This is a genomic window from Mycobacterium sp. shizuoka-1, from assembly GCF_002723835.1.
In the GTDB taxonomy this organism is placed as follows: domain Bacteria; phylum Actinomycetota; class Actinomycetes; order Mycobacteriales; family Mycobacteriaceae; genus Mycobacterium.
The window spans coordinates 67,208-88,402 of the sequence record NZ_BEWG01000013.1; the positions used below are offsets into that span (position 1 = coordinate 67,208).

Consider the following 21,195-nt stretch of genomic DNA (forward strand, 5'->3'; position numbering starts at 1 on the left):
CGATGAGCCTCCCCCTGGACGGACGCCGCGTCGTGGTCACCGGCGCGGCCAGCGGGCTGGGTGCCGCAGCGGTCCGGGCGCTGACGGCCGCCGGCGCGCAGATCGTCGCGACCTACCACCAAACCATGCCGGCCGACCAGGCGCAGGCGACCTGGCTGCCCTGCGACGCCAGGGATCCCGCCGCGGTGGACGCGATGATCGACGCCGCGGTGGCCGCGATGGGCGGCCTCGATGTCTTGGTCAACGCGGCAGGCTCGTGGCAGCAGGGCGTCCCGGGCACCATCACCGCCGCCGACATCGACGCCGCGCTGAACACCAACGTCAAGACCACGATTCTGACCAACCAGGCGGCGTACGCGGCGATGCGCCGCACGGGTGGGCGCATCATCAATTTCGGCTCGGCAGAGGCGGTGATGGGTAGTCCGATCTCGGCGGTGTACGCCGCGGCCAAGGGGGCGGTCGCGGCCTGGACCCGCTCGGCCGCCAAAGCCTGGGCCGCCGACCGGGTCACGGTCAACGCGCTGGCTCCGGCGATGCAGACCCGGGGTGCCGACCGATTGCGTGAGTTCCTCGGCCCGGACGCGGCACCGTTCATCGACCAACAGATCAAGGCCACCATTCCGCTGGGTGGCGCGCTCGGCGATCCCGACCGAGACCTCGGGCCGGTCCTGGTCTTTCTGGCCGGCGAGGGTTCACACTTCATCACCGGCCAGCTGATCGCCGTCGACGGCGGGCTGATCATGCTCGGCGGCTAGCGATTTCGGCGCGGAAACAGTCGCTCAGCGAACGAAAGCGCGCCGAAATCGCGAATTATCGACGGGCGAACTCCGGCGCGTGCTCGGGACGAATACCCATGCCCACGAAGTACGCCGGGACGGCCGACAGCCAGGGCAGACGGTGGAGCACCGCGCCCATGAACGCCGGCGGCTCGGCGCTGCCCCCGGCCATGACCGGCGCCACCAGCATCCGGTGCATCACCCGCTGGATCGCCTGTGTCAACGCGGCGGGCGGTAACCGCCTGCGGCGCACCGCAGCGAGATCACCCGGTGTGACGGCACGTCGGCGCAGCGGCTCGGCCAGCAGTCCCGCCGCAGCGACCGCATCCTGGACCGCGACGTTGATGCCGACGCCGCCGACCGGGGACATGGCGTGCGCGGCGTCACCGATGCAGAGCAACCCGTCGACGTGCCAACGGTTCAGCCGGTTGAGACGCACGTCGAGGAACTTCACGTCGTCCCACGACGTCAGGCACGAGACGTCGGCCTCCGGCATCAGCTCGGCGAGTTCGGCTTTGAACGTGCCCAGACCTCGGGCCCGCAGCGCGGCATCGCTGCCCTTGGGAATCAGAAACGCGATCTGGAAGTACCCCTCGCGCGGAATCATGATCAACATGCGGCCGGGATTGAACCGCGGAATCAGGGTGTATTGACCCACCTGTTCTCGCGGCAGCCGGAACCACCAGACATCGAACGGCACGGCGAATTCGCGCGCGGCCAATCCGGCGCTGTGCCGCAGGATCGATCCCCGTCCGTCACAGGCCACCGTCAGGTCCGCCCGCAGCTCGCCTTCCCCGTCCGGCGAGGTGTACCGCACGCCGGTGACCCGGCCGCCGTCGCGCAGCAAGCCGGTCACCTCATGGCACAGCCGCAGCGTGTAGGTGGGCTCGGCCTGGCCGGCATCGGCAAGCAGATTCAGCAGATCCCACTGCGGCACCATCGCAACATAGGGGTGCGGGGTGCGCAGCCGGCGGAAATCCACCATCGTCACCTGCCGGCCGCCGATGGGGAATTCCGCGTGATCAACCTTGCTGTGCGGTATCGCGTCGAACCGCCGGCCCAGACCCAACTCGTCAAGCAGCTGCAGAGTGCTGGGATGCACTGTGTCGCCGCGGAAGTCGCGCAGGAAGTCGGCGTGCTTCTCCAGCACGGTGACCTCGATGCCCGCCCTGGCCAACAGCAACCCGAGCACCATGCCGGCGGGGCCGCCGCCGACGATCGCACATGTGGTGGAGTCGGTCATGGCCTCACCGTAGTCCGCCGGGTATCCCTAGACCTGTATTCGGGATCCGATCAGCACGGTCTGGTCGCCGGGCAGTCCGAAATAGCCCACCGAATCGGCCGCCATGAACGAGGTCGCGATGAAGATCCGCTTGCGCCACGGAGCCATCGTGGGCTGATCGCCAGGCACCAGTTCGATCTTGGACAGGAAGTATGAAGCACCCTCGCAGTCGATCGGGCCGCCGATCAGCGCCGGGTCCACCATCCGCAGCGCCGCGGGGACGTCGGGGCGCTCCATGTAGCCGAACTGGGCGGCCACGTAGTAGATGCCGTCGTCGGGATCACCGAGGTCGTCGACGGTGATGCGGTCCTCGTCAGCGACCCGGGGCAGCGGGGGCACCACGATCGACAGGATGATCACCCGTTCGTGGACCACATGATTGTGGAGGACGTTGGCGCGCATCGAGAGCGGCGCAGTCTCGCTCTCGCGGTTGAGGAACACCGCAGTGCCCGGAACCCGGGGGAACGGCGGGATGTGGTTGGCGACCTCGTCGATGAACGGGTGCAGCGGTCCCTCGGCCCGCTCCCGTGCACTGGAGACGACCGCACTGCCGCGCTGCCAGGTGATCAACACCGTGAACGTCACCACCCCGATCAGCAGCGGCAGCCACGCGCCGTGCACGAGCTTGGTCAGGTTCGCCGCCAGGAACATGAGATCGACCACCAGCAGAGCGCCGCCGCCGACAATCACCATCCACAGCGGCCACCGCCAGCGGGTGTGCGCGATGTAGAGAAACAGCAGGGTGGTGATGGTGATCGTGCCGGTGACCGCCATTCCGTAGGCGTAGCCCAGGGCCGCCGAACTGCGGAACGCGAACACCAGGATCAGCACCGCCACCATCAGCATGCCGTTGATCCACGGCACGTAGATCTGGCCGATCGACGACGCCGAGGTGTGTGCAATCCGCAGCCTCGGCAGGTACCCGAGCTGGGCGGCCTGCGAGGCCACCGAGTACGCGCCCGTGATCACCGCCTGGGAGGCGATCACGGTGGCCGCGGTGGCCAGAATCATCATCGGCAACTCCCAGCCGGCCGGCACCAGAAGGAAGAACGGGGCGTTGACCACGCTCTGGTTGCCGAGCAGCAGCGCGCCCTGGCCGAGGTAGTTGAGCACCAGCGCCGGCAGCACCAGGCCGAGCCACCCCCAGGTGATGGCCTTGCGGCCGAAGTGCCCCATGTCGGCATAGAGCGCCTCGGCACCGGTGACCGCCAGGACGACGGCGGCGAGCGCGAAGAAGGCGATATGGAAGTGGCCGACCATGAACTCGAGCGCATAGGTCGGCGACAGCGCTTTCAGAATCTGCGGGTGGCCGAGGATGCCGCGCACCCCGCACGCGCCGATCACCAGGAACCAGACGATCATCACCGGCCCGAAGAACCGCCCGACCACCGCGGTGCCGTGTCGTTGTACCGCGAACAGCCCCACGATGATCAGCGCGGTGATCGGTACCACCAGCTCCGAGAGCGACGGGTCGACGACCTTGAGGCCTTCCACCGCCGACAGCACCGATATCGCCGGCGTGATCATGCTGTCACCGAAAAACAGTGCCGCACCGAGGATTCCGAGGGCGGACAGGGCGCTGATGATCCGCGGACTGGACCGCCGGCCCAGCCTGCGCACCAGCGTGATGAGCGCCATGACACCGCCCTCACCCTCGTTGTCGGCCCGCATGACCAGGGTGACGTAGGTGAGGGTGACGATGATCATCACCGACCAGAAGATCAACGACACCACGCCGTACACGTTGGCCGGGGTGATCGGCACCGGGTGCGGATCACCGGGATTGAACAGCGTCTGCACGGTGTAGATCGGGCTGGTACCGATATCGCCGAACACCACGCCGAGCGCCCCGATGACGATGCCGGTTCGGGCCTTGCCCGCCACCGCGTGAACCGGAACCGCGAAGTCTGTGCTCACAGGTCAGTCCTCTTGATCGGTCCGCCTGGCGTCGATCCCCGGCGACGTGCAGTGAATGGTAGCTGTCAGATCCCTGTGTGCACGTACGGTGGAGCCGATGTGTATCGCCTTCGTCACGGCCGCGACATTGCAGATTCCGGTCGATTCAGGTGACCACACCGCTTAGATTTCTCGTCGAACCACCAGACGAAGGGAACCGCCTGTGCGGACGTTGACATTGGGCGTTGCGCTCGCCGCCGCCGCGGTGACGCTGGCTCCGCCGGCTTCCGCTGAGCTGTGGCCGGGCAACTACAACTTCATCATCCCGGACCGGCGTGACTTCCATACCTGGGCGTGGGCGGCCAACCCCTGCCCGCAGCAGATCGTGTTCTCGCCGACGTGCGTGCGGATCTCGGCCAACCCCATGCCGATCGCCAAGGCCTATGCCTGGTACGGCATCGCCACCCTGGAGAACGGCCAGTACACGATGACCGTCGACGTTCCGGACGGGCTGCGGTGCGGCGACATCTACTACGGACCGGTGATCCCCACCCACGACGTCTACACCTGGGATGCCACCACCCTGTCGGGAACGCTGCAGTCCTCGTTCGACGCCGGCTGTGACGGGGCGCCGGGCGGCACCTTCACCTATCCGTTCTGGCTGACCCGGCTCTAGCCGGTGATGAGTGCCCCGTACTGGGACACCAACTCGGCTGTGCGCCAGTAGATCAGCGCCACGAACACCACCAGCACGACCGCGCACACGCCGGCTTGGACCAGGTTGCGGTGGCGTTCACGCGGCGTATTGACGAACAGCGCGGCGATCAATGCCCCGGTGACCAGGCCGCCGATATGACCCTGCCAGCTGATCCCGGGCACCGTGAACGTCAGGATCAGGTTGGCGGCGATGATCGCGACCAGCCAGCGCATGTCGAGTCGCAGGTGCTTGGCGAGGACCAGCGTGGCCCCGAACAGCCCGAAGATCGCCCCTGAAGCACCTGCCGTAGCGGATCCGAACGGTGCCAGCCAGTACACCAGCACCGAGCCGCCGAGCGCGCTGAGCCCGTAGAGCGCGCCGAACCGCAGCCGGGCAAGCCAGGCCTCCAGCGGCGGCCCGAGCACGTACAGCGCCCACATGTTGAACAGGATGTGCAGGACGTCGTTGTGCAGGAACGCCGACGTCACCAGGCGGTAGTACTCGCCGCCGGCGACGGCGGGCGCCCACAGCACGAGTTCGCGCTGCAAATCCCTCGACACCATCGTCAGCACGAACATCACCACATTGACGGCGATCAGCCCATAGGTGATCACGGGTTGACCGGAGCGCGCGATACCCCCCGCAGCGGTGCGGATCGGGCGCACGCTGCGGGCACCGGTGGCCACACAGTCCACGCACTGGTGGCCGACCGACGCGCTGCGCATGCAGTCCGGACAGATGGGTCGCTGACAGCGCGCACACGACACGTAGGTCGGGCGGTCGGGATGCCGGTAACAGGTCGGTGTGCCCGCGGGGGTTTGCGGTGTGTAGGGGATGCTCATAGTCCTGCCACCGAAGATACTGTGCCGCGCGCGCGGCACGGCACTCAGCGCACGCCGCGCAGTACTTTGCCCGGGCGGGCTCCCGTGTCGGCGCCGTGGCGGCGGGTGACCACGCCGCTGACGACGGTGGCCTCGTAGCCGCTGGCGCCCTGCATCAGCCGGTTCCCGCCGGCCGGCAGGTCATAGGCCATCCGGGGCACACCCAGGGTCAGCGCATCCAGGTCGATCACGTTGACGTCGGCCTTCTTGCCAACGCTCAGCACTCCCCGGTCGGTCAGGCCGAAGAGGGTTGCGGTGTCGAGGGTCTGCTTACGCACCACGTACTCGATCGGGAACTTCGGTCCGCGTCTGCGGTCGCGGGCCCAGTGGGTGAGCATGAACGTCGGATACGACGCGTCACAGATCAACCCGCAGTGCGCGCCGCCGTCGGAGAGCCCGGACACCGCGGCGCGGTGGGTCATCATCTCGTAGATCGCCTCGTGATTGCCCTCGACGTAGTTGAAGAACGGCATCATCAGCATCGCGGTGCCGTCGGACTCCAGCATCAGGTCGTACATCGTGGCCAACGGGTCCTCACCCCGGGCCCGGGCGATCGCGCCGACGGTCCGATCCGGGGTCGGCTCGTAGTCCGGCGGGTCGCCGATCGCGTAGATGCTGTCCGCGCTGTGCTGGATCATCGCGTAGAGGGCGTCGAACAACGGAATCGGTTGCGGCGGCAGATCGACATCGGCCAGGATCGCGGCCCGCACGGCCGGATCGGCAAGCCGGGCACGCAGATCCGCGGGGCTCAGCTCGGCCTTCAACGTCCGGAACGTCGGCCGGTGGGTGAAGGCGTGGTAGCCCTCGAAACCGAACAGCATGCCGAACGGGCGGGCGGCGAATTGCGGGTGCACCCGGATTCCGTCGTCGAGTGCCTGCCCCGCGATGTCGAGCTGCTTTTTCCACAGGTCGGGCGCGGACTGCGTCTGCACCATCGCGAACGACAGCGGCCGGTCGATCTCGGCCGCGAGCCGGACCATCCAGTCCAGCTCCCGCAGCGGACCGTCGAGGCTCTCCCCCGCCGTTCCCGCCGGCGCGACCTCGAATACCGCTTGCCCGCCCGCGGCCATCGCCCGGCCGAGCGCGAACAGCTCGTCCTCGGCGGCGTAGGTGCCGGGCACCGGCTCACCGTCGATGGCCCGGTGGGCTTCGGTCCGCGAAGTCGAGAATCCCAGCGCCCCGGCCTCGACGGCTTCCTGGACGATGCGGGCCATCGCGGCGATATCGTCCTCGGTGGCGGCCTCGTTGCGGGCGCCGCGATCGCCCATGGCGTAGCCGCGGACCGCTCCGTGCGCGATCTGGGTTCCGAAATCGACTGCCAGCGACTGCTTTTCGATGGCGTCGAGGTACTGCGGGAAGCTTTCCCAGCCCCAGGTGATGCCCTCGGTCAGTGCCGTGCCCGGGATGTCCTCGACCCCTTCCATCAGCTCGATCAGCCACTGCTCGCGGCCCGGTTGCACTGGGGCGAAACCCACGCCACAGTTGCCGCTGACCACGGTGGTCACGCCGTGCATGCTGCTGGGCTCGAGCAGTCCGTCCCAGCTGATCTGTCCGTCGTAGTGGGTATGGATGTCCACGAACCCAGGGGTGACGATCTTGCCGGTGGCGTCGATGCTCTCGGCGGACTCGCCCTGCAACCCGGCGTCGTCACCGTCGCGGCGGCGGACCTCGACGACCCGGCCGTCCTTGATGCCGATGTCGGCGCGGAACGGCTTGTCCCCGGTGCCGTCCACGACAGTGCCGCCAGTGATCGTCAGGTCATACATCTGTGCCTCCTCGACGGTGCGCCGACAGCCAGAGTAATGCGGGTCACAGACAATGGGTAGACACAATTCCAAAACTGTCATCACAGCCCGTTGGCCATACCGGCCTACGGATTCAATTGTTATTGACGTAAATATTTGCCAGAACTCTTCCTCGGTGCCGCTTTCTCAGGCCTTTCACATGATGTTTGACGTGCGGATATAGGTATCCGAAACAATTTCTGGCCGCGCAACGAAATCCGTAGTACATTTCCACCAGGTTGAGTTCACAGCCGCCCGGAGATGCCAATGCGGCGAGGGTCTGAAGAACTCTCGCAGCGAAGTCTCGATTCGGGACTCGTCCCGGCCATCCCGGCAGCATTGCGAAACGAAAAACGCATGAAGTTGGAGGCGTGATGTCTGTAGCCACCACCGCGGCACCCCTGTCCATCACCCGCGTGGACCGCGAACCCGCCGATCGCGGGCTGTTCCGGGCCAGGGAGCTCAGCGCAACCACCGTTCTGGTCGCCGCCGTCGGCGAGATCGACGCAGCGAATTCCTCCGAGCTGCTGAGCTATCTCGACAAGCTGCTGCCCGGATACGACCAGCTGGTGCTGGATCTGTCGCGGCTGAGTTTCTTCGGCACCGACGGTGTCTCGACCCTGCACTCGCTCGACGTGCGCTGCGCACGACGCGGCGTCGACTGGGTGCTGGTCCCCGGCCCCGAGGTTGCCCGGGTCCTGCGCGTCTGTGACCCCGAGCAGCAGCTGAACACCGCCGGCAACATCGTCTCGGCCGTGGCCGCCTTGGCCCGGGGCCCGCACACCCACCTGCAGCTGGCCCCGCTGCCGAAATAAGTAACCGCACGCCCGCTTCCTAGACTGGTCGCAGTCAGTTCGAGCGGAAGCGGGCAGCCATGGCGACATACGGTCGCAATCTCAACGACCTCGTGACGCGGTTCTGGACCGTCGCCGCGCCACTGTACGACCAACCAGCTCTGCAACAGTGGGTGTACCGCCCGGCCCAGGACGAGGTGATCGACGAGCTGCGCGCCCACGGTGCCCGCAAGATCGCCGATATCGCCTGTGGCACAGGGATTCTCGCAGCACGCATTGCCGACGAACTGGAGCCCGAGGAGATCTACGGCGTCGACATGTCCGACGGCATGCTGCGCCAGGCCCGAGCGCGCTCGCCGCGGGTGGACTGGCGCAAGGGGCCCGCCGAACAGTTGCCCTTCGACGACGAGTCGCTGGACGCCGTCGTCTCGACATCGGCATTCCACTTCTTCGACCAGCCCGCGGCCATGCGCGAGTTCCACCGGGTGCTGCGCCGCGGCGGGCTGGCCGCCGTCGCGACCATCAGCCCTCCCCAGCTCCCGCTGCTGAGCCGGCTGACCAGTTCGCCGTCCAGCGCCGCGCACAACCCCTCGGCGCAGGAGATGCGCACCCTGTTCACCGATGCCGGGTTCGCCATCACCGACCAGCACCGCGTCCACCGGCCACTGTGGACCCGTGGGGTGTGGGACCTGATCACCGTCGGCGAGAAGGGCTGACGTTTGCTGTGAATCGGCCGTCGATACGCTGAGCCGATGGCCGTCGAACTGCTCGCCTCCAGTGTGGAAATCGGACTGGTCACCACGAACCTGGACCCGATGGTCGAGTTCTACGGGAACTTCCTCGGCCTGCCGTTCCAGCTCGACCTCGATTTCCCGGGCGGCACCATGAAGCGCTACCTGATCGGCGACAACACCCTCAAGCTGGTCACCTACGACCAGCCGCCGCCCGCCGAGGTGACCCCCGGCGGCGGCCGTGCTCAAACCGGCGTGCGGTACCTGTCGCTGGTCGTCAAGAACGTGTCCGAGGCCGCCGAACAGGTCCGCGCCGCAGGGTACGAGATCGTCGAACCGCTGACCGAGTTCACCGCCCTGCCCGGCATCGGCTGGCTGTTCGTCGCCGACCCGGACGGCAACTGGGTGGAACTCGCCGGGCCGATCTGACCCGCGCACCGTCTATCCTTCCGACGTCAGCCCCACCGAGCGCAGAGGAACACCATGGCCATCGATCTGCTCGCGACGAACATCGAAGTCGGTTTGGTCACCACCAACCTCGAGGCGATGGTCGAGTTCTACGAGAACTTCCTTGGCCTGCCCCACCAGGGCGACCTGGACTTCCCCGGCGGCACCATGAAGCGCTATGCCATCGGCAACAACGTGCTCAAGCTGGTCACCCTCGACGAGCCGCCGGCCGCACCGGCAACGCCGGGCGGCGGTCCCGCCGCCGCCGGTATCCGGTACTACACCGTCGTCGTGGCGAGCACCACCAAGGCCGCCGAGCAGGTCAAGGCCGCCGGATACGAGATCGTCCAGGAACTGGCCGAGTTCGCCCCGGTCCCCGGCATGGGGTGGATGTTCGTCGCGGACCCGGACGGAAACTGGGTCGAGCTCGTCGGCCCGCTCTGATCCCGGCGACCCGTACCCTGGGGGCGTGCCCGACCTGCATCCCGACCTCTCGGCGCTGGCCCCCCTGCTGGGCACCTGGACCGGCGCCGGCGCCGGCGAGTACCCGACGATCGATCCGTTCGGCTATCGCGAGGAGATCGCGATCGGCCACGTCGGCAAGCCGTTCCTGACCTACACGCAGCGGACCCGCGCCACCGACGACGGGCGGCCCCTGCACGCCGAAACCGGCTACCTCCGGCTGCCGACTCCCGGCCGCATCGAACTTGTCGTTGTGCACCCCACCGGTGTCACCGAGATCGATGAAGGCTCGCTGACCGTCGACCGCGATGGCCTGGCCATCGACGTGGACTCAACCTGCGTCGGGCTGACTGGGTCGGCGAAAAGCGTTACCGCCGTGAGTCGTTCCTTCCTCCTTCGGGGCGACACCCTGACCTACAGCCTGCGAATGGCCGCGGTCGGTGTGCCACTTACCCACCATCTGGCCGCGACCCTGCACAGGCAGCTGGGGTGAGCGACTCCCCCGACGGCCGTATCCGCGTTCCGGCCGACCTGGACGCCGTCACCGACATCGGCGCCGAGGACCACAGCTCCGTGTCCGCTGCGGCCGTCGACCGGATCTGGCAGGCGGTGCGGCACTGGTACGCCGCGGGCATGCACCCGGCGATCCAGCTGTGCCTGCGGCACAACGGCACCGTGGTGCTCAATCGGGCGATCGGACACGGTTGGGGTAACGGTCCCGCCGACCCCCCGGATGCCGAGCAGGTGCCGGTCACCGTCGGGACACCCTTCTGCGTGTACTCAGCCGCCAAGGCCATCAGCACCACGGTGGTGCACATGCTGGTCGAGCAGGGCCACTTCTCGCTCGACGACCGGGTGTGCGACTACCTGCCGAACTACACCGGCCACGGCAAGGACCGCACCACCATCCGCCACGTGGTCACCCACAGCGCGGGAGTGCCGTTCGCGACCGGTCCACGCCCGAACCTCAAGCGGATGAACGAAAGCGATTACGCCCGGACCAAACTCGGCGAGCTCAAACCCATCCACCGGCCCGGGCTGATGCACATCTACCACGGTCTGACGTGGGGGCCGCTGGTCCGCGAGATCGTCTCGGCCGCGACCGGGCGCAGCATTCGCGACATCCTGGCGCAGCAGATCCTCGACCCGCTGGGCTTTCGCTGGACCAATTACGGTGTCGCCGAACAGGATGTTCCCCTGGTCGCGCCGAGCCATGTGACCGGCAGGCCGCTGCCCGCCCCGCTGGCGGCGGCATTTCGCACTGCCGTCGGCGGCACGCCACAGCAGATCATCCCGTTCTCGAACACCCCGCTGTTCCTCACCGGGGTCATCCCGTCGTCGAGCACCGTCTCCACGGCCGACGAACTGTCCCGGTTCGCCGAGATACTTTGTCGCGGGGGCGAGCTCGACGGTGTGCGGATCATGCGGGAGGAGACGCTGCGGGCCGCGGCGGCCCCGGCCCGGCGGCTGCGCCCCGACATCGCGACCGGCTTGGCACCCATCCGCTGGGGTACCGGCTACATGCTGGGCTCGGTCCGGTTCGGGCCGTTCGGCCGCAATGCACCCGCCGCGTTCGGTCACACCGGCCTGACCAACGTCGCGGTCTGGGCCGATCCCGAACGCCACCTGTCGGTCGGGCTGATCAGCAGCGGCAAGCCCGGCCGGCACCGCGAAGCCGGGCGCTACACCGCACTGCTCGACCGCATCAACGCCGAGATCCCGCGCACCGGCGGGTGAATTGTGCCCGTCCGGTGCGGCGGATAACGTACCGGTCATGGGTGACTCGCTGCTGCAGCAGCAGCTCGACGAAGTGCGCGCCCTGCTACAGCGGGCCCGGGAACTGTTCGGCACCAATCCCGTTGCACCACCGGAGATCATCGCTCCGGATGCGCAGACACCGCGCGAGCCGTAGGCGGCGCAGAACTACGCAGCTGCTCAGCCGTCGGGCCGCAGCCGATGGCGGGCCAGTGCCTCACTGGCGAGTGCGAGTTCGCGGTGGCCGGCCACGTCATCGGAGGGCGTCTGGCCCGCAGCCACGATCTCGGCCCGAATCTGCATCAGCGCCTTCAGATACGACACGTCAGCGGTCAGCAGGATCGCCTGGGCCAGCGTGTGCGCGTCGGCATCCATGGCCGGCTCGGCCAGCGCCACACTGTGCAGATAGCCGCCCCGGCACGACCGGAACAGGATGTGCCCGCTGGGATGAACGGCGTCGAACTCGGGATCCGGTGCGGTCACGGACCGTCCTCGGTGACCCGGCCGAACTCGGCCGCGGCGACGCTGTCCTGGTGCTCCCACACCTGAGCGGCGTGGTGCAGGTTGGTCGCGAGCTCCGCGTGCGCGGCGGCCTGCTGTTCGTAACAAGCCCGGCGCTGGTCGAGCAGTTCCCGACCGGCGTCGCGCAGCTCGGCGAAGATCGGCCCGAGCGACTCGAGACTGGCCAGGATGTCCGCGTGCCGCGCCGGCGCAGCGCCGAGCTGCTCGGCGGTGTCCTGATGCAGGCGGGCCGCCCTGCGCAGTTCGTCGGGCACCACATGGATGCGCTCGGCCATCTCACTCTCCTATCGGCGGGCCGGCCGTGACGGCCGGCCGGGTGGGCGTCGGCTGGTCGGTACGGGTGGTCGAGATGCCGGCGCCCGGTTCCGGCGGATGCTCCCACCCTAGGAAGCTCGGGCCGCTGACGCTGGCAATGGGTTGGATCTGGTTGTTGAACACGGCCTTGCCGTTGCCCAGGGCGACCGCGTGCCGGTCGGTCAGCATGCCGATGTCACCGGGGATCACCTGCGCGGGATCGACCGGATGCGGCACCGGCGTGCCCGGCGCCGGGATCGCGATGCCCTGCTGCCGGAACGCCTCGGCGATCGGCGTGCCCGCCACCGCAGCGGTGATCGCGGCGGCCAGCTGCGGGCTGGGCGCGGTCACGGTTTCACCGTTGGGCAGACGCACCGACGTCTCGCCGTCCGGCGCCGGGCCGGCGGGCTCGTCCCCCATGCCGGCGTCCTTGTCCGCGGCCGACAGGTCCTCGCCCTCCGCGTCGGTTTCGCCGGGTTCGCCGGGTTCGTGCAGGGGTTCGTCCAGCAGCGGATCGCCGAGCAGGCTGTCCTCGCCGGTCAGCCGCGGCGGCGGCGGACTGGCGAGCCCGGCAAGTCCGGACGGCAGCGGCAGCGCCGCGGGCGGGCCGGCACCACCGAGAGCGGGCATCCCGGCCACCGGCGGCGCCATCGGTGCCGCCACTGGTTGAGCGGGCGCGCTCGGCTCGGATGCGGGTGCGAGATCGTCCGCGAGCAGCGGGTCGACGAGGAGATCGGCCGGGATGTCGGCGGCCGGGGCCGGCTGCACGACCCCAGCCGGGGCCGGCGGCTTGGATTCCGCACCGCGGTCCCCTGCGATATCCGGGTTCTCCGCGGTGGCACCGGCGTACAGCGACGCCAGCGCCGCGGCCAGCGCGGCTTGGGAGGTGTCGTCCAGGCCCGCGGTTTCCACCACCGTCTTGATGTCGCGCAGCTTGCCGATCAGATAGCGCTGGAAGGCGCGGGCGCCCGTAGGGGTGTCGAGATCGGTACGGGTGGCGACGGCGGTCTCGATGTCGGCCTGCAGGGCGTCGAGTGCCGCCCGGCCCGCGCCATGACTGGTGTGTGCGTTGAGCACCGCGGCGATGACCTGGAGGTCCAGCTGTGCACTGGTCGAATGCTGCTGCGCCAGTGATGTTTCGGCGGATCGGATGGCCTGGGCGGCGCGGCCCTCCCCCATCACCGGAGGCTGTGCGGCGGGCGAGACTCGATCGAACACGGCGCGGTGCTGAGCGCGAATTGCGGCCACCACATTGTCGATTGCGCTCGGCGACACCACGCTGACCGGGTTGGTGACCACGGCCAGGTCGGCACCGGACAAGCCCATCATCCACGCCCGGTCGTCTCCGGTGACGGCCCCGACGCGCGCTATGACGTCGAGCAGTTCTTGGTAGCTCGCCACCGCTGGCCTCTCATGCCCGCGACTGTATCCAGCGGCCAAACGGCCGACAATTCACCCGGTCACCGCGCTGGGGACGACACCCGGTATCGGTCGAGAAGGTGCTGGAGCACAACGGCTTTGGCTGCAGAATCGGCGCGCGCGGCGGTCAAGATATCGCTGACCTCGCGTTGTTTGGCAAGCAGAAAGCGTGCCAGTTCACGCCCTTCGGGCGGAGCGAGCTCGGCGCGCTGAGCCACGGCCGCTTCGATCTCGGCGTTGACGGCGTCGAGCCTGCGGATGGCCTCGGTGGCGGCGGCATGGGCACTGGAGACCACATCGGCCAGCTGGGCGTCCGCCTCGGCGAGCTCGCGATCGCGGGCGGCGAGCCACGACCGGGCCGATTCGAGGGCGTCGGCCGACGCTCCGGCGTGCTCTGCCATGCGTCGACGGTACTCAGCGAGATTTCGCCGAACAACTCACTGCGCCGCGACCGGCCGCCGGATCACGCCGGCGGACCCGAGCCGGCTGATCTGCACGGTGGCGCCGGCATGGGGTGCCTCGACCACCAGGCCGTTGCCGATTGCCATCTGCACATGTCCGGCGTGCGGGAAAACCAGGTCACCGGGCCGGACCTGGGACCGGGCCACCGGCACCCCGTCGTTGATCTGGTCGTAGGTGGTGCGATCCAGCCGCACCCCGGCCTGGGCATAGGCCCACTTCACCAGCCCCGAGCAGTCGAACCGGTCCGGCCCGGTCGCGCCCCACACATAGGGGCAGCCCAGCCGCGACAACGCCGCGCGCACGGCCAGCCCCGCACGTGAGCTCGGCAGCGGTGGCCGCTGGCGTCGCCGTCGGTACGTCAACGCGCGCAGCAGCGCAAGCCGGCGCCTGGCCCGCCGGCGGGCGGCCAGGACGTGTGCGTGCTGGGCGCGCAGCCGGGCGGCCCGACGCCGCATCAGCTCGCGTTGGGCGACCGGATTGTCCGCTGCCACAGCGGCATCCGCGCGGGCGGCGTCCACCACGGCGCGGGTCTGGCGCTGCGCCAGGCGATGGTCGCGCTGCGCGCGCGCCAGGATCGCCGACAGTTCGGTGTCCACCCGCCGGGCGGACTCGAGGTCGTCGCCGTGTCGGCCGGCGGCGCGGCGGTAGGCCGCCGGTATCCCCTCGGTCGGCGCCGGCGGAGGAGCCGATGACGCATCGAGCACCGGCATGGCGGGATACCCGGCGAACAGCGCCTGGGCCCGGGTCAGGATGTCCAGGTCGGGGGCGGTCATGCGTACTCCTCGAGGAACGCCCGCACCCGGGGGAGCGCGCCCGGCGGTACGGCGCCGCGGTTGCGGATGTCCCACACCTGCTCGACGCCGACGCCGAGCAGGGTTGCGATCACCGACTCCGGCAGGTCCGAGCGGGCGCAGGCCTGGTCGAAGCGTGCGCTGATACTGCCCGGCATCCGGGCCAGCAGACTGGTTCGGATGGCTTCCAGCGATTTCAGATGGGTCATCAGGCGCTCGGTGGACGGAGCCCCCGCGTTGACGGCGACCCGCCACGAGTTGGCCGCCAGCAGTTCCGCCTTGACGCATTGCTCGATCACGGACTGAATATACGTTTCATATTCGTTTGACGTCTCCGCTGGTAGCCGCGCTATCAACGAGTTGAGCGATTCCAGGTGCGCCTCGGCGTGCGCCTCGAGGACGTCGGCATCGCTGTGGCGGTTGACGACGATCCCGGGGACAGCCCGCGGCGGGGTCGACTCGGCGGGGGAGCCGGCGAGTAAGTGGGCGATCTCGGCGTCCGGATCGTCGGCGATGACCAGCCGTGCGTAGGTTCCCGGCGGCAGGCCGAGCCCGTTTTCGATCTTCTGAACTGTGCCTTTGTGAGGTTTACGGGCGCCGCGCTCCAAAAAGCTCAGGCCCATGATGCTGACCCCGGTGGCGGCGGCCAGATCGGCCAGCGACCAGTCCCGGGCCTCCCGCAACGTCCGGATGGCCGCACCCGCCGCCTCTCGGCTCAACGGGGGGCTCCAGCCATATACGGATCGTACACAGCACTCGTCGTATATACGTTTTTGTCTACGTTCCTCTTGCGCCGACCCGTCATGGTCTATACGCTTTCGTCATTGAATCTCGCCCAAGGAGGCCACCATGAACCACCGCCCCTGCTCCGTCGAGCCCGACCTCTGGTTCGGTTACGCCGACGACGACGCCAGCGATGGCGCGGCCAAGGCACGTGTCTACGAGCAGTCCGCCACCCGCGCTCGCACCATCTGCCTGCGTCGGTGCCCGCTGGCCCAGCAGCGCGCCTGCGCCCGCAGCGCGGTCGAGGGTGGCGAGGAGTACGGGGTGTGGGCTGGGGTGAAGCTGCCCGGCGGCCAATACCGCAAGCGCCATCAGCTCGCCCACGCCCACGACGTACTGCGGCGGATCGCCGACGGCCGGCTCAACCCGCGCGAACTACCCGAGAGCGCCGAACTGCTGGCACGCAGCGAGGCGCTGCCCGAACAGGTCGCGACCGTGGTCCATCTCCCGCTGGGCCGGCCGCGCACCGCCGCCTAGCCCTAGCCGGGCTTCCGCCATTGATCCGGCCTAGCCGGATAGTGTTGCCTCGGCGCGCTTTTGGAGATTGTCGTCCACCTCACGCTGCCACACGTCGTAGGCGTGCGTGGTGTCCACCTCGAGCTCGAACCGGTTGGTCATGTCCGGGGTGACGTCGGCGGCGTCGACGTAGAACTGCTCGTACCACCGCCGGTACTGATAGAGCGCCCCGTCCTCCTCGCACAACAGCGGGTTCTCGATCCGGGTCTTGTGCTTCCAGATCTCCACGTCCTGCAGGAAGCCCACCTCGTAGACCTTGGAATACGACTGCGCGAGCTTGTCGGCCTTCTCCTTGGTCATTCCCTCCGGCACCTCGACCGAGACGCCGAACTGCAGCATGAAGGAGTTCTGGCTGATCGGGTAATGGCAGTTGATCAGCACCGAGTTGATGGTGAAGTCCGGCGCCAAGTCGTTGTGCAGCCAGTTGATCATGTACGCCGGCCCGAAATAGGTGGCCTCCGAACGCAGCTTGGTGCCCTCCCACAGCCGCTCCGGATGCTCGGTGAAGTCCTGGCGCCCTTTGGATTCCATGAACTGGCTGGCGGTGTGGCCCTCGAAGACGTTCTTGAAGTACGTCGGGTAGGCGTAGTGGATGTAGAAGAAGTGCGCCATGTCGACGTTGTTGTCGACGATCTCGCGGCAGTGCGCGCCCTCGATCAGGATCGAGTTCCACGTCCACTTCGACCACTGGTCGGTGCCCATGCCTTCGATCTGCGGCGGGTTGAGGTCGTCCGACGGTGTCGAGCCTTCGGGGTCGTGCCACACCAGTAGCTGCCCGTTGACCTCCAAGGTCTGCCACTTGCGGGTGCGGGCGAGCTTGGGCACGCGGCGCGCGTAAGGGATCTCGACGCAGCGTCCGGTCGCGCCGTTCCAGCGCCAGTCGTGGAACGCGCAGGCGATGTTGTCGCCCTTGACCGAACCCATCGCGAGGTCGGCGCCCAGATGCCGGCAGTAGCCGTCGAGCACGTGGATGTCGCCCTTGGAATCGGCGTATACGACGAGCTTGCCGCCGAAGGCCTGGATCCCGTGCGGCTTGCCGTCGCGGAAATTCTCGGCCAGTCCCAGGCAGTGCCAACCGCGCGCGAAACGCGTCATCGGCGTGCCGGTGTCGATCTCCCGGATCTCGGTCATGTGGCGCATCCTTCTCGCTCTGGTCTGAACAACAAACAGCACCCGGGCCTAATTTAAGCACAAGTGCTTAAATCTGCCTAGCATGCATTTAGACTGCTCGACGTGGACCGCGGCACCCGATCTCGAGCCGAGTTGCTCGACGCCGCCGAACGGCTGATCGCCGAACACGGCTTCGAGGTGCCCCTGCGCGAGATCGCCAAAGCGGCCGGCCAACGCAACAACTCGGCGGTCAACTACTACTTCCGCAGCCGACAGGACCTCATCGACGCGGTGGTGGCCCGCCGGCTGGTCCCGATGGAGGTCGAGCGGCAGGCGCTACTGGACCACATGTCGGCCGACCAGATGGCCGACGCGCACGCGGTGCTGCGCATCCTGGTCGGGCCCTTCTTCCACAGCGAAGGCACGCATTACGCCCGGTTCCTCGAGGTGGTGCGCATCCGACTGAACCGCGAGCCGCAGAGCCCGGAGGAGTCGGCCTGGCCGCGCATCCTCGACGCGCTGGCCCGGCTGGTCCCGCTCAAGGAGCGCAGCGCCCGGGAGGGCCGGGTCGGGGCGGTCGCGACCGCGATGTTCGCCCTGCTGGCCGACCACGAACGGCAGGTCGAGTCCGGCGAGACCGCCGGCGCCGACGAGGCCGCCGACGAGGACAGCCTCGAGGAGATCGTGACGATGCTGGCCGCGATGCTGACCGCCGCTCCGGTGGCCGCCGCGGCGACGCGCTGAGCGCGGTAGTTCCCGCCGGTGCAGTGGGTATCCGGATAGAACTGTGAGCACTGGCTGACGACGGGAGGCGGGTCCGTGCGGATCGTTGTGGTGGTGGCCGCGGCCGGGCTGGTCGCTCTTCTGGTGGCGATCCTGACCGACAACACCTTCGTCGCGGTGGGTGTGATCGGGCTGGCCGCCCTTGGCATCCTGCTGCTGGTACGCGACTGGCGCTCCGACCGTCGGCAACCGGCCGTCGAGGCCGCCGCCGAGACCGACGTGGCCGTTGCCGAGCAGGTCGACCCCACGATGAGCCCGGAGATGTTCGCCCCGGACATCTCCGCCGACGGCCGCGGGCCGTCGTCGGACGCCCGCGCCGACTGACGGGGCAGCGCTGCGCGCCGACCCGCAGAGCTGTCGTACCTCCGCCCTAGCGTGGGTCCATGACGTACTGGATCAACACCGTCAGCGCCGATCACGTGCAGCGTGGCGTCGCCGGCGGCTTCACGCAGGCCAATCACGGCAAGCCACACATGCTGCGCACGATGCAGCGTGGCGACTGGATCGTCTTCTATTCACCGAAAACCGCCCTCGATCACGGGGAACCGCTGCAGGCGTTCACCGCACTCGGGCGAATCGTCGACGACGAGCCCTACCAGGACCAGCCCGGCGGCCCGTGGCGGCGGGCGATGGAGTTCCTGCCCAGCACGGCGACACCGATCCGGCCGCTGCTGGACCAGCTGGGCTTCATCGTCGACGCCAAGCGCTGGGGCTACAAGTTCCGTTTCGGAGTGTTCCGGATCGAGGAGCCAGACTTCACGCTGATCCGCTCGGCGATGACCCGGCCGCTCGCAGCCTGAGCCGCCGCGGAGGCGAGTACATTCGCAGTGGTGAGCAACCTCGACACCGCTCCACGTGAAGTGCCCTGCAGCGCAAAGCGGTTCGACGATCTCGAGGTGCTGGATCCACGAGAGGTCCCGCTCGGCGGTCCGCGTGCTCTCCCGGTTCGCCGGACCCTGCCGCAGCGGCAGCGGTCCATGATCGGCGCGTGGTGCTTTGCCGATCACTACGGCCCGCAGGACGTGCGCCAGTCCGCGGGAATGGACGTGCCGCCCCATCCGCACACCGGCCTGCAGACCGTCAGCTGGTTGTTCCGCGGCGAGATCGAACACCGCGACAGTGCCGGCGTGCACCAGATGGTGCGGCCGGGCGAACTGAACCTGATGACCGCCGGGGCCGGGATCTGCCACTCCGAGGTGTCGACGCCCGCGACCGCCATCCTGCACGGGGTGCAACTGTGGGTGGCACTGCCCGATGCCGACCGCAACACCGGCCGCGACTTCGATCACTATGTGCCCGAACCGGTTTCGCGTGACGACAGCACCATCCGGGTGTTCCTCGGCGAGCTGGCGGGTCAGCGCTCGCCGGTGCACACGTTCACCCCGCTGCTAGGCGCCCAGCTCGACCTGGCCGCCGGAGGCACCGTCGAGCTCGATGTCGATCCGGGATTCGAGCACGGGGTGCTCTCCGACCTCGGCCGGGTCGAGCTGGCCGGCCGGGCACTGGACTCCGGTCAGCTGGCCTACCTGGGATCAGGGTCGAGCACCCTGCGACTGCACAACCCGGCCGGGATGGCCGCCCGGACCCTGGTGCTGGGCGGGGCACCGTTCGCCGAAGAACTGCTGATGTGGTGGAACTTCGTCGGGCGCAGCCATGACGAGATCGTCGCCTACCGCCAGCTGTGGCAGGACGGCGATGACAGGTTCGGTGCCGTGAGCGGGTACACCGGTTCCGTCCCACGGTTGCCGGCACCCATCCTGCCGGCCACCCGCCTGCGGCCACGCCGCCGAACCTGAAGGAGTTCTCATGGCCACCGACAAGACCGGCGCACCGACCACCGTCACCGCCGGCACCGACCGCTTCACGATTGCGGTGGACGGTCAGCAGGTCGGCCTGCTCGCCTTCGTCGACCACGACGGCCGGCGGATCTTCCACCACACCGAAGTCGACGACGCGTTCGAGGGGCGCGGACTGGCGAGCATCCTGGTGTCCGAAGCGCTGACCGCCACCCGCGACGCCGGGCTGCGGATCGTGGCGGTGTGCCCGATGGTGGCCAACTACCTCGACAAACATCACGATTTCGACGACGCCGTGGATCCGGTGACCGCCGACGCCGAGCGTCTCGTGGCGCACGGCGGGTGAGCCGCGGCGCCGGCGCTATCGTGTGAGGTCGTGGCGGACTCCGGCAACGAGCACTCATCGCTGGCCTACTTCGTGTGCGACGGCGACATCCTGCTGCCCGACCCGGTCAGCCAGGGACCCTGGGGGCCGACGATCAGCGGCCACGTCATCGGCGGGGTGCTGGCCCGCGCGCTGGAGCGCGCCGGGCACAGCGAGGGCTTCCAACCGGCCCGGGTGACCGTCGACCTGCTGCGGCCCACCGCGATCGCGCCGATGGAGGTGCGCGCATCGGTGCAACGGGAAGGCCGCCGGATCCGGCTGGTCGACGCCGAGGTGGTGCAGGACGACGTCGTGGTGTCCCGCGCCAGCGGGGTGTTCCTGCGGCGCGGGGAACAGCACACCGGTGACATCTGGACCTCCGACATCCAGATGCCGCCGATGCCGCCAGACCCGGGCCCGCTGCCCGACGACCTGCCGATGTTCGTCTGGGGTTATGGCGGCCACGGCTCCACCGGCGGGGCGTTCGGCTTCGCCGAGTGGCACGAGCACGGCCCCAAGCACATCTGGATTCGCCAGCGCCGGCCCCTGGTCGCCGGCGAGGCGTTGAGCCCGTTCGTCGAGGCGACCATGGCCGCTGACGCGACCAGTGCCCTGACTCATTGGGGGACAACGGGTTTGCAGTATATCAACGTCGACTACACGCTGAGCCTGAGCCGGCTGCCGCAGGGTCCGAACATCGGGATGGCGGCGGTGGTGCACAGCAGCCACGACGGTATCGCCTCGGGGTCGGCGGCCGTCTTCGACGAGTACGGACCGATCGGCAACGCGATGGCGGTGGCGCTGGTGAATCCGGCGGAATCGTTCCGCCCGGGCGGGATGCGGTAGGAGA

The 21,195-nt window shown here is 68.7% G+C and carries 27 protein-coding genes; 16 read left to right on the forward strand and 11 right to left on the reverse strand.

Annotated elements, in window-relative coordinates; translation table 11 throughout:
* Window positions 1-2 precede the first annotated feature (2 nt).
* Window positions 3-755 carry an SDR family NAD(P)-dependent oxidoreductase gene (locus MSZK_RS03395; protein WP_099244822.1) on the forward strand — a complete coding sequence of 251 codons (753 nt, stop codon included), beginning with the start codon at window positions 3-5 and terminating at the stop codon, window positions 753-755.
* A gap of 55 nt (window positions 756-810) precedes the next feature.
* Here MSZK_RS03395 and MSZK_RS03400 read toward each other — a convergent pair whose 3' ends face one another.
* Together MSZK_RS03400 and MSZK_RS03405 are read right to left on the reverse strand one after the other, a co-directional pair.
* Entirely contained in the window at window positions 811-2,019 is a 1,209-nt protein-coding gene (locus tag MSZK_RS03400) for an FAD-dependent oxidoreductase (protein WP_099244824.1), read from the reverse strand.
* 27 nt (window positions 2,020-2,046) lie between these two features.
* The gene (locus tag MSZK_RS03405; protein WP_099244826.1) at window positions 2,047-3,975 is read right to left on the reverse strand and encodes a potassium transporter Kup; all 1,929 of its coding nucleotides are present in this window, start codon (window positions 3,973-3,975) and stop codon (window positions 2,047-2,049) included.
* Window positions 3,976-4,177: 202 nt separating this feature from the next.
* Between MSZK_RS03405 and MSZK_RS03410 the strand changes: the two genes are divergently transcribed.
* On the forward strand, window positions 4,178-4,630 hold the full coding sequence (locus MSZK_RS03410; protein ID WP_099244828.1) for a hypothetical protein: 453 nt from the start codon (window positions 4,178-4,180) through the stop codon (window positions 4,628-4,630).
* Here the strand turns inward: MSZK_RS03410 and MSZK_RS03415 are convergent.
* Window positions 4,627-5,493 (reverse strand): rhomboid family intramembrane serine protease, encoded by an 867-nt coding sequence (locus MSZK_RS03415; protein ID WP_099244830.1) that lies wholly within the window; start codon window positions 5,491-5,493, stop codon window positions 4,627-4,629. The two genes, MSZK_RS03410 and MSZK_RS03415, sit on opposite strands and share 4 nt — an antisense overlap.
* A 44-nt stretch (window positions 5,494-5,537) precedes the next feature.
* On the reverse strand, window positions 5,538-7,298 hold the full coding sequence (locus MSZK_RS03420; RefSeq protein ID WP_099244832.1) for an amidohydrolase family protein: 1,761 nt from the start codon (window positions 7,296-7,298) through the stop codon (window positions 5,538-5,540).
* Window positions 7,299-7,690: 392 nt separating this feature from the next.
* On the opposite strand from MSZK_RS03420, the gene MSZK_RS03425 reads away from it, so the two are divergent.
* From MSZK_RS03425 to MSZK_RS32555, 7 genes are read left to right on the forward strand one after another with little or no spacing between them, the layout of a single operon-like run.
* Window positions 7,691-8,131, forward strand: a complete 441-nt coding sequence (locus MSZK_RS03425; RefSeq protein ID WP_099244834.1) for an STAS domain-containing protein — start codon at window positions 7,691-7,693, stop codon at window positions 8,129-8,131.
* Window positions 8,132-8,190: 59 nt separating this feature from the next.
* The gene (locus MSZK_RS03430) at window positions 8,191-8,826 is read left to right on the forward strand and encodes a class I SAM-dependent methyltransferase (RefSeq protein WP_099244836.1); all 636 of its coding nucleotides are present in this window, start codon (window positions 8,191-8,193) and stop codon (window positions 8,824-8,826) included.
* 36 nt (window positions 8,827-8,862) lie between these two features.
* Window positions 8,863-9,270 carry a VOC family protein gene (locus tag MSZK_RS03435; RefSeq protein WP_099244838.1) on the forward strand — a complete coding sequence of 136 codons (408 nt, stop codon included), beginning with the start codon at window positions 8,863-8,865 and terminating at the stop codon, window positions 9,268-9,270.
* A 54-nt stretch (window positions 9,271-9,324) separates the two neighbouring features.
* Window positions 9,325-9,732 (forward strand): VOC family protein, encoded by a 408-nt coding sequence (locus MSZK_RS03440; protein ID WP_099244840.1) that lies wholly within the window; start codon window positions 9,325-9,327, stop codon window positions 9,730-9,732.
* 25 nt (window positions 9,733-9,757) lie between these two features.
* Window positions 9,758-10,243, forward strand: a complete 486-nt coding sequence (locus MSZK_RS03445) for a peroxynitrite isomerase (protein ID WP_099244842.1) — start codon at window positions 9,758-9,760, stop codon at window positions 10,241-10,243.
* Window positions 10,240-11,487 carry a lipase LipE gene (gene lipE, locus MSZK_RS03450; protein WP_099244844.1) on the forward strand — a complete coding sequence of 416 codons (1,248 nt, stop codon included), beginning with the start codon at window positions 10,240-10,242 and terminating at the stop codon, window positions 11,485-11,487. The genes MSZK_RS03445 and lipE overlap by 4 nt, the downstream gene beginning before the upstream one ends.
* 37 nt (window positions 11,488-11,524) lie before the next feature.
* On the forward strand, window positions 11,525-11,662 hold the full coding sequence (locus MSZK_RS32555; RefSeq protein WP_199203174.1) for a hypothetical protein: 138 nt from the start codon (window positions 11,525-11,527) through the stop codon (window positions 11,660-11,662).
* Between the two features lie 23 nt (window positions 11,663-11,685).
* On the opposite strand, the gene MSZK_RS03455 is transcribed toward MSZK_RS32555, so the two are convergent.
* The 6 genes from MSZK_RS03455 to MSZK_RS03480 are packed head-to-tail and all read right to left on the reverse strand — an operon-like array spanning window position 11,686 to window position 15,712.
* On the reverse strand, window positions 11,686-11,988 hold the full coding sequence (locus MSZK_RS03455; RefSeq protein WP_099244846.1) for a DUF2694 family protein: 303 nt from the start codon (window positions 11,986-11,988) through the stop codon (window positions 11,686-11,688).
* On the reverse strand, window positions 11,985-12,302 hold the full coding sequence (locus MSZK_RS03460) for an ESX-1 secretion-associated protein (RefSeq protein ID WP_099244848.1): 318 nt from the start codon (window positions 12,300-12,302) through the stop codon (window positions 11,985-11,987). The genes MSZK_RS03455 and MSZK_RS03460 overlap by 4 nt, the downstream gene beginning before the upstream one ends.
* Window position 12,303: 1 nt before the next feature.
* Window positions 12,304-13,722 (reverse strand): DUF4226 domain-containing protein, encoded by a 1,419-nt coding sequence (locus tag MSZK_RS03465; protein WP_099244849.1) that lies wholly within the window; start codon window positions 13,720-13,722, stop codon window positions 12,304-12,306.
* 59 nt (window positions 13,723-13,781) lie between these two features.
* Entirely contained in the window at window positions 13,782-14,141 is a 360-nt protein-coding gene (locus tag MSZK_RS03470; RefSeq protein ID WP_099244851.1) for a DUF4226 domain-containing protein, read from the reverse strand.
* Between the two features lie 36 nt (window positions 14,142-14,177).
* Window positions 14,178-14,975, reverse strand: a complete 798-nt coding sequence (locus tag MSZK_RS03475) for a C40 family peptidase (protein WP_099244853.1) — start codon at window positions 14,973-14,975, stop codon at window positions 14,178-14,180.
* Window positions 14,972-15,712, reverse strand: a complete 741-nt coding sequence (locus MSZK_RS03480) for a helix-turn-helix domain-containing protein (protein ID WP_099244855.1) — start codon at window positions 15,710-15,712, stop codon at window positions 14,972-14,974. Before MSZK_RS03480 ends, MSZK_RS03475 begins: the two co-directional genes overlap by 4 nt.
* A gap of 130 nt (window positions 15,713-15,842) precedes the next feature.
* Here MSZK_RS03480 and MSZK_RS03485 point away from each other — a divergent pair, with 130 nt between their 5' ends.
* On the forward strand, window positions 15,843-16,253 hold the full coding sequence (locus MSZK_RS03485) for a WhiB family transcriptional regulator (RefSeq protein ID WP_099244857.1): 411 nt from the start codon (window positions 15,843-15,845) through the stop codon (window positions 16,251-16,253).
* Between the two features lie 30 nt (window positions 16,254-16,283).
* Here MSZK_RS03485 and MSZK_RS03490 read toward each other — a convergent pair whose 3' ends face one another.
* Window positions 16,284-17,423, reverse strand: coding sequence for a Rieske 2Fe-2S domain-containing protein (locus MSZK_RS03490; RefSeq protein WP_099244859.1), 1,140 nt, complete (start codon window positions 17,421-17,423; stop codon window positions 16,284-16,286).
* A 102-nt stretch (window positions 17,424-17,525) separates the two neighbouring features.
* On the opposite strand from MSZK_RS03490, the gene MSZK_RS03495 reads away from it, so the two are divergent.
* From MSZK_RS03495 to MSZK_RS03520, 6 genes are all read left to right on the forward strand, one after another.
* Window positions 17,526-18,146: a TetR/AcrR family transcriptional regulator gene (locus MSZK_RS03495; protein WP_099244861.1), complete on the forward strand. Its 621-nt coding sequence runs from the start codon at window positions 17,526-17,528 to the stop codon at window positions 18,144-18,146.
* Between the two features lie 75 nt (window positions 18,147-18,221).
* Window positions 18,222-18,509: a hypothetical protein gene (locus MSZK_RS03500; RefSeq protein WP_142389849.1), complete on the forward strand. Its 288-nt coding sequence runs from the start codon at window positions 18,222-18,224 to the stop codon at window positions 18,507-18,509.
* Between the two features lie 59 nt (window positions 18,510-18,568).
* On the forward strand, window positions 18,569-18,985 hold the full coding sequence (locus MSZK_RS03505; protein WP_099244865.1) for an EVE domain-containing protein: 417 nt from the start codon (window positions 18,569-18,571) through the stop codon (window positions 18,983-18,985).
* Window positions 18,986-19,015: 30 nt separating this feature from the next.
* Entirely contained in the window at window positions 19,016-19,981 is a 966-nt protein-coding gene (locus MSZK_RS03510; protein WP_099244970.1) for a pirin family protein, read from the forward strand.
* A 10-nt stretch (window positions 19,982-19,991) separates the two neighbouring features.
* Window positions 19,992-20,327, forward strand: a complete 336-nt coding sequence (locus tag MSZK_RS03515; RefSeq protein ID WP_099244867.1) for a GNAT family N-acetyltransferase — start codon at window positions 19,992-19,994, stop codon at window positions 20,325-20,327.
* A 30-nt stretch (window positions 20,328-20,357) separates the two neighbouring features.
* Entirely contained in the window at window positions 20,358-21,191 is an 834-nt protein-coding gene (locus MSZK_RS03520) for an acyl-CoA thioesterase domain-containing protein (protein ID WP_099244869.1), read from the forward strand.
* Window positions 21,192-21,195: the final 4 nt, after the last annotated feature.

Coding starts and splice junctions, on each gene's coding strand:
- MSZK_RS03400 (WP_099244824.1), bottom strand. CDS start 2,019: ATGACCGACTCCACCACATGTGCGATCGTCGGCGGCGGCCCCGCCGGC.
- MSZK_RS03505 (WP_099244865.1), top strand. CDS start 18,569: ATGACGTACTGGATCAACACCGTCAGCGCCGATCACGTGCAGCGTGGC.
- MSZK_RS03415 (WP_099244830.1), bottom strand. CDS start 5,493: ATGAGCATCCCCTACACACCGCAAACCCCCGCGGGCACACCGACCTGT.
- MSZK_RS03475 (WP_099244853.1), bottom strand. CDS start 14,975: ATGACCGCCCCCGACCTGGACATCCTGACCCGGGCCCAGGCGCTGTTC.
- MSZK_RS03515 (WP_099244867.1), top strand. CDS start 19,992: ATGGCCACCGACAAGACCGGCGCACCGACCACCGTCACCGCCGGCACC.
- MSZK_RS03395 (WP_099244822.1), top strand. CDS start 3: ATGAGCCTCCCCCTGGACGGACGCCGCGTCGTGGTCACCGGCGCGGCC.
- MSZK_RS03490 (WP_099244859.1), bottom strand. CDS start 17,423: ATGACCGAGATCCGGGAGATCGACACCGGCACGCCGATGACGCGTTTC.
- MSZK_RS03425 (WP_099244834.1), top strand. CDS start 7,691: ATGTCTGTAGCCACCACCGCGGCACCCCTGTCCATCACCCGCGTGGAC.
- MSZK_RS03440 (WP_099244840.1), top strand. CDS start 9,325: ATGGCCATCGATCTGCTCGCGACGAACATCGAAGTCGGTTTGGTCACC.
- MSZK_RS03430 (WP_099244836.1), top strand. CDS start 8,191: ATGGCGACATACGGTCGCAATCTCAACGACCTCGTGACGCGGTTCTGG.
- MSZK_RS03460 (WP_099244848.1), bottom strand. CDS start 12,302: ATGGCCGAGCGCATCCATGTGGTGCCCGACGAACTGCGCAGGGCGGCC.
- MSZK_RS32555 (WP_199203174.1), top strand. CDS start 11,525: ATGGGTGACTCGCTGCTGCAGCAGCAGCTCGACGAAGTGCGCGCCCTG.
- MSZK_RS03435 (WP_099244838.1), top strand. CDS start 8,863: ATGGCCGTCGAACTGCTCGCCTCCAGTGTGGAAATCGGACTGGTCACC.
- MSZK_RS03470 (WP_099244851.1), bottom strand. CDS start 14,141: ATGGCAGAGCACGCCGGAGCGTCGGCCGACGCCCTCGAATCGGCCCGG.
- MSZK_RS03420 (WP_099244832.1), bottom strand. CDS start 7,298: ATGTATGACCTGACGATCACTGGCGGCACTGTCGTGGACGGCACCGGG.
- MSZK_RS03485 (WP_099244857.1), top strand. CDS start 15,843: ATGAACCACCGCCCCTGCTCCGTCGAGCCCGACCTCTGGTTCGGTTAC.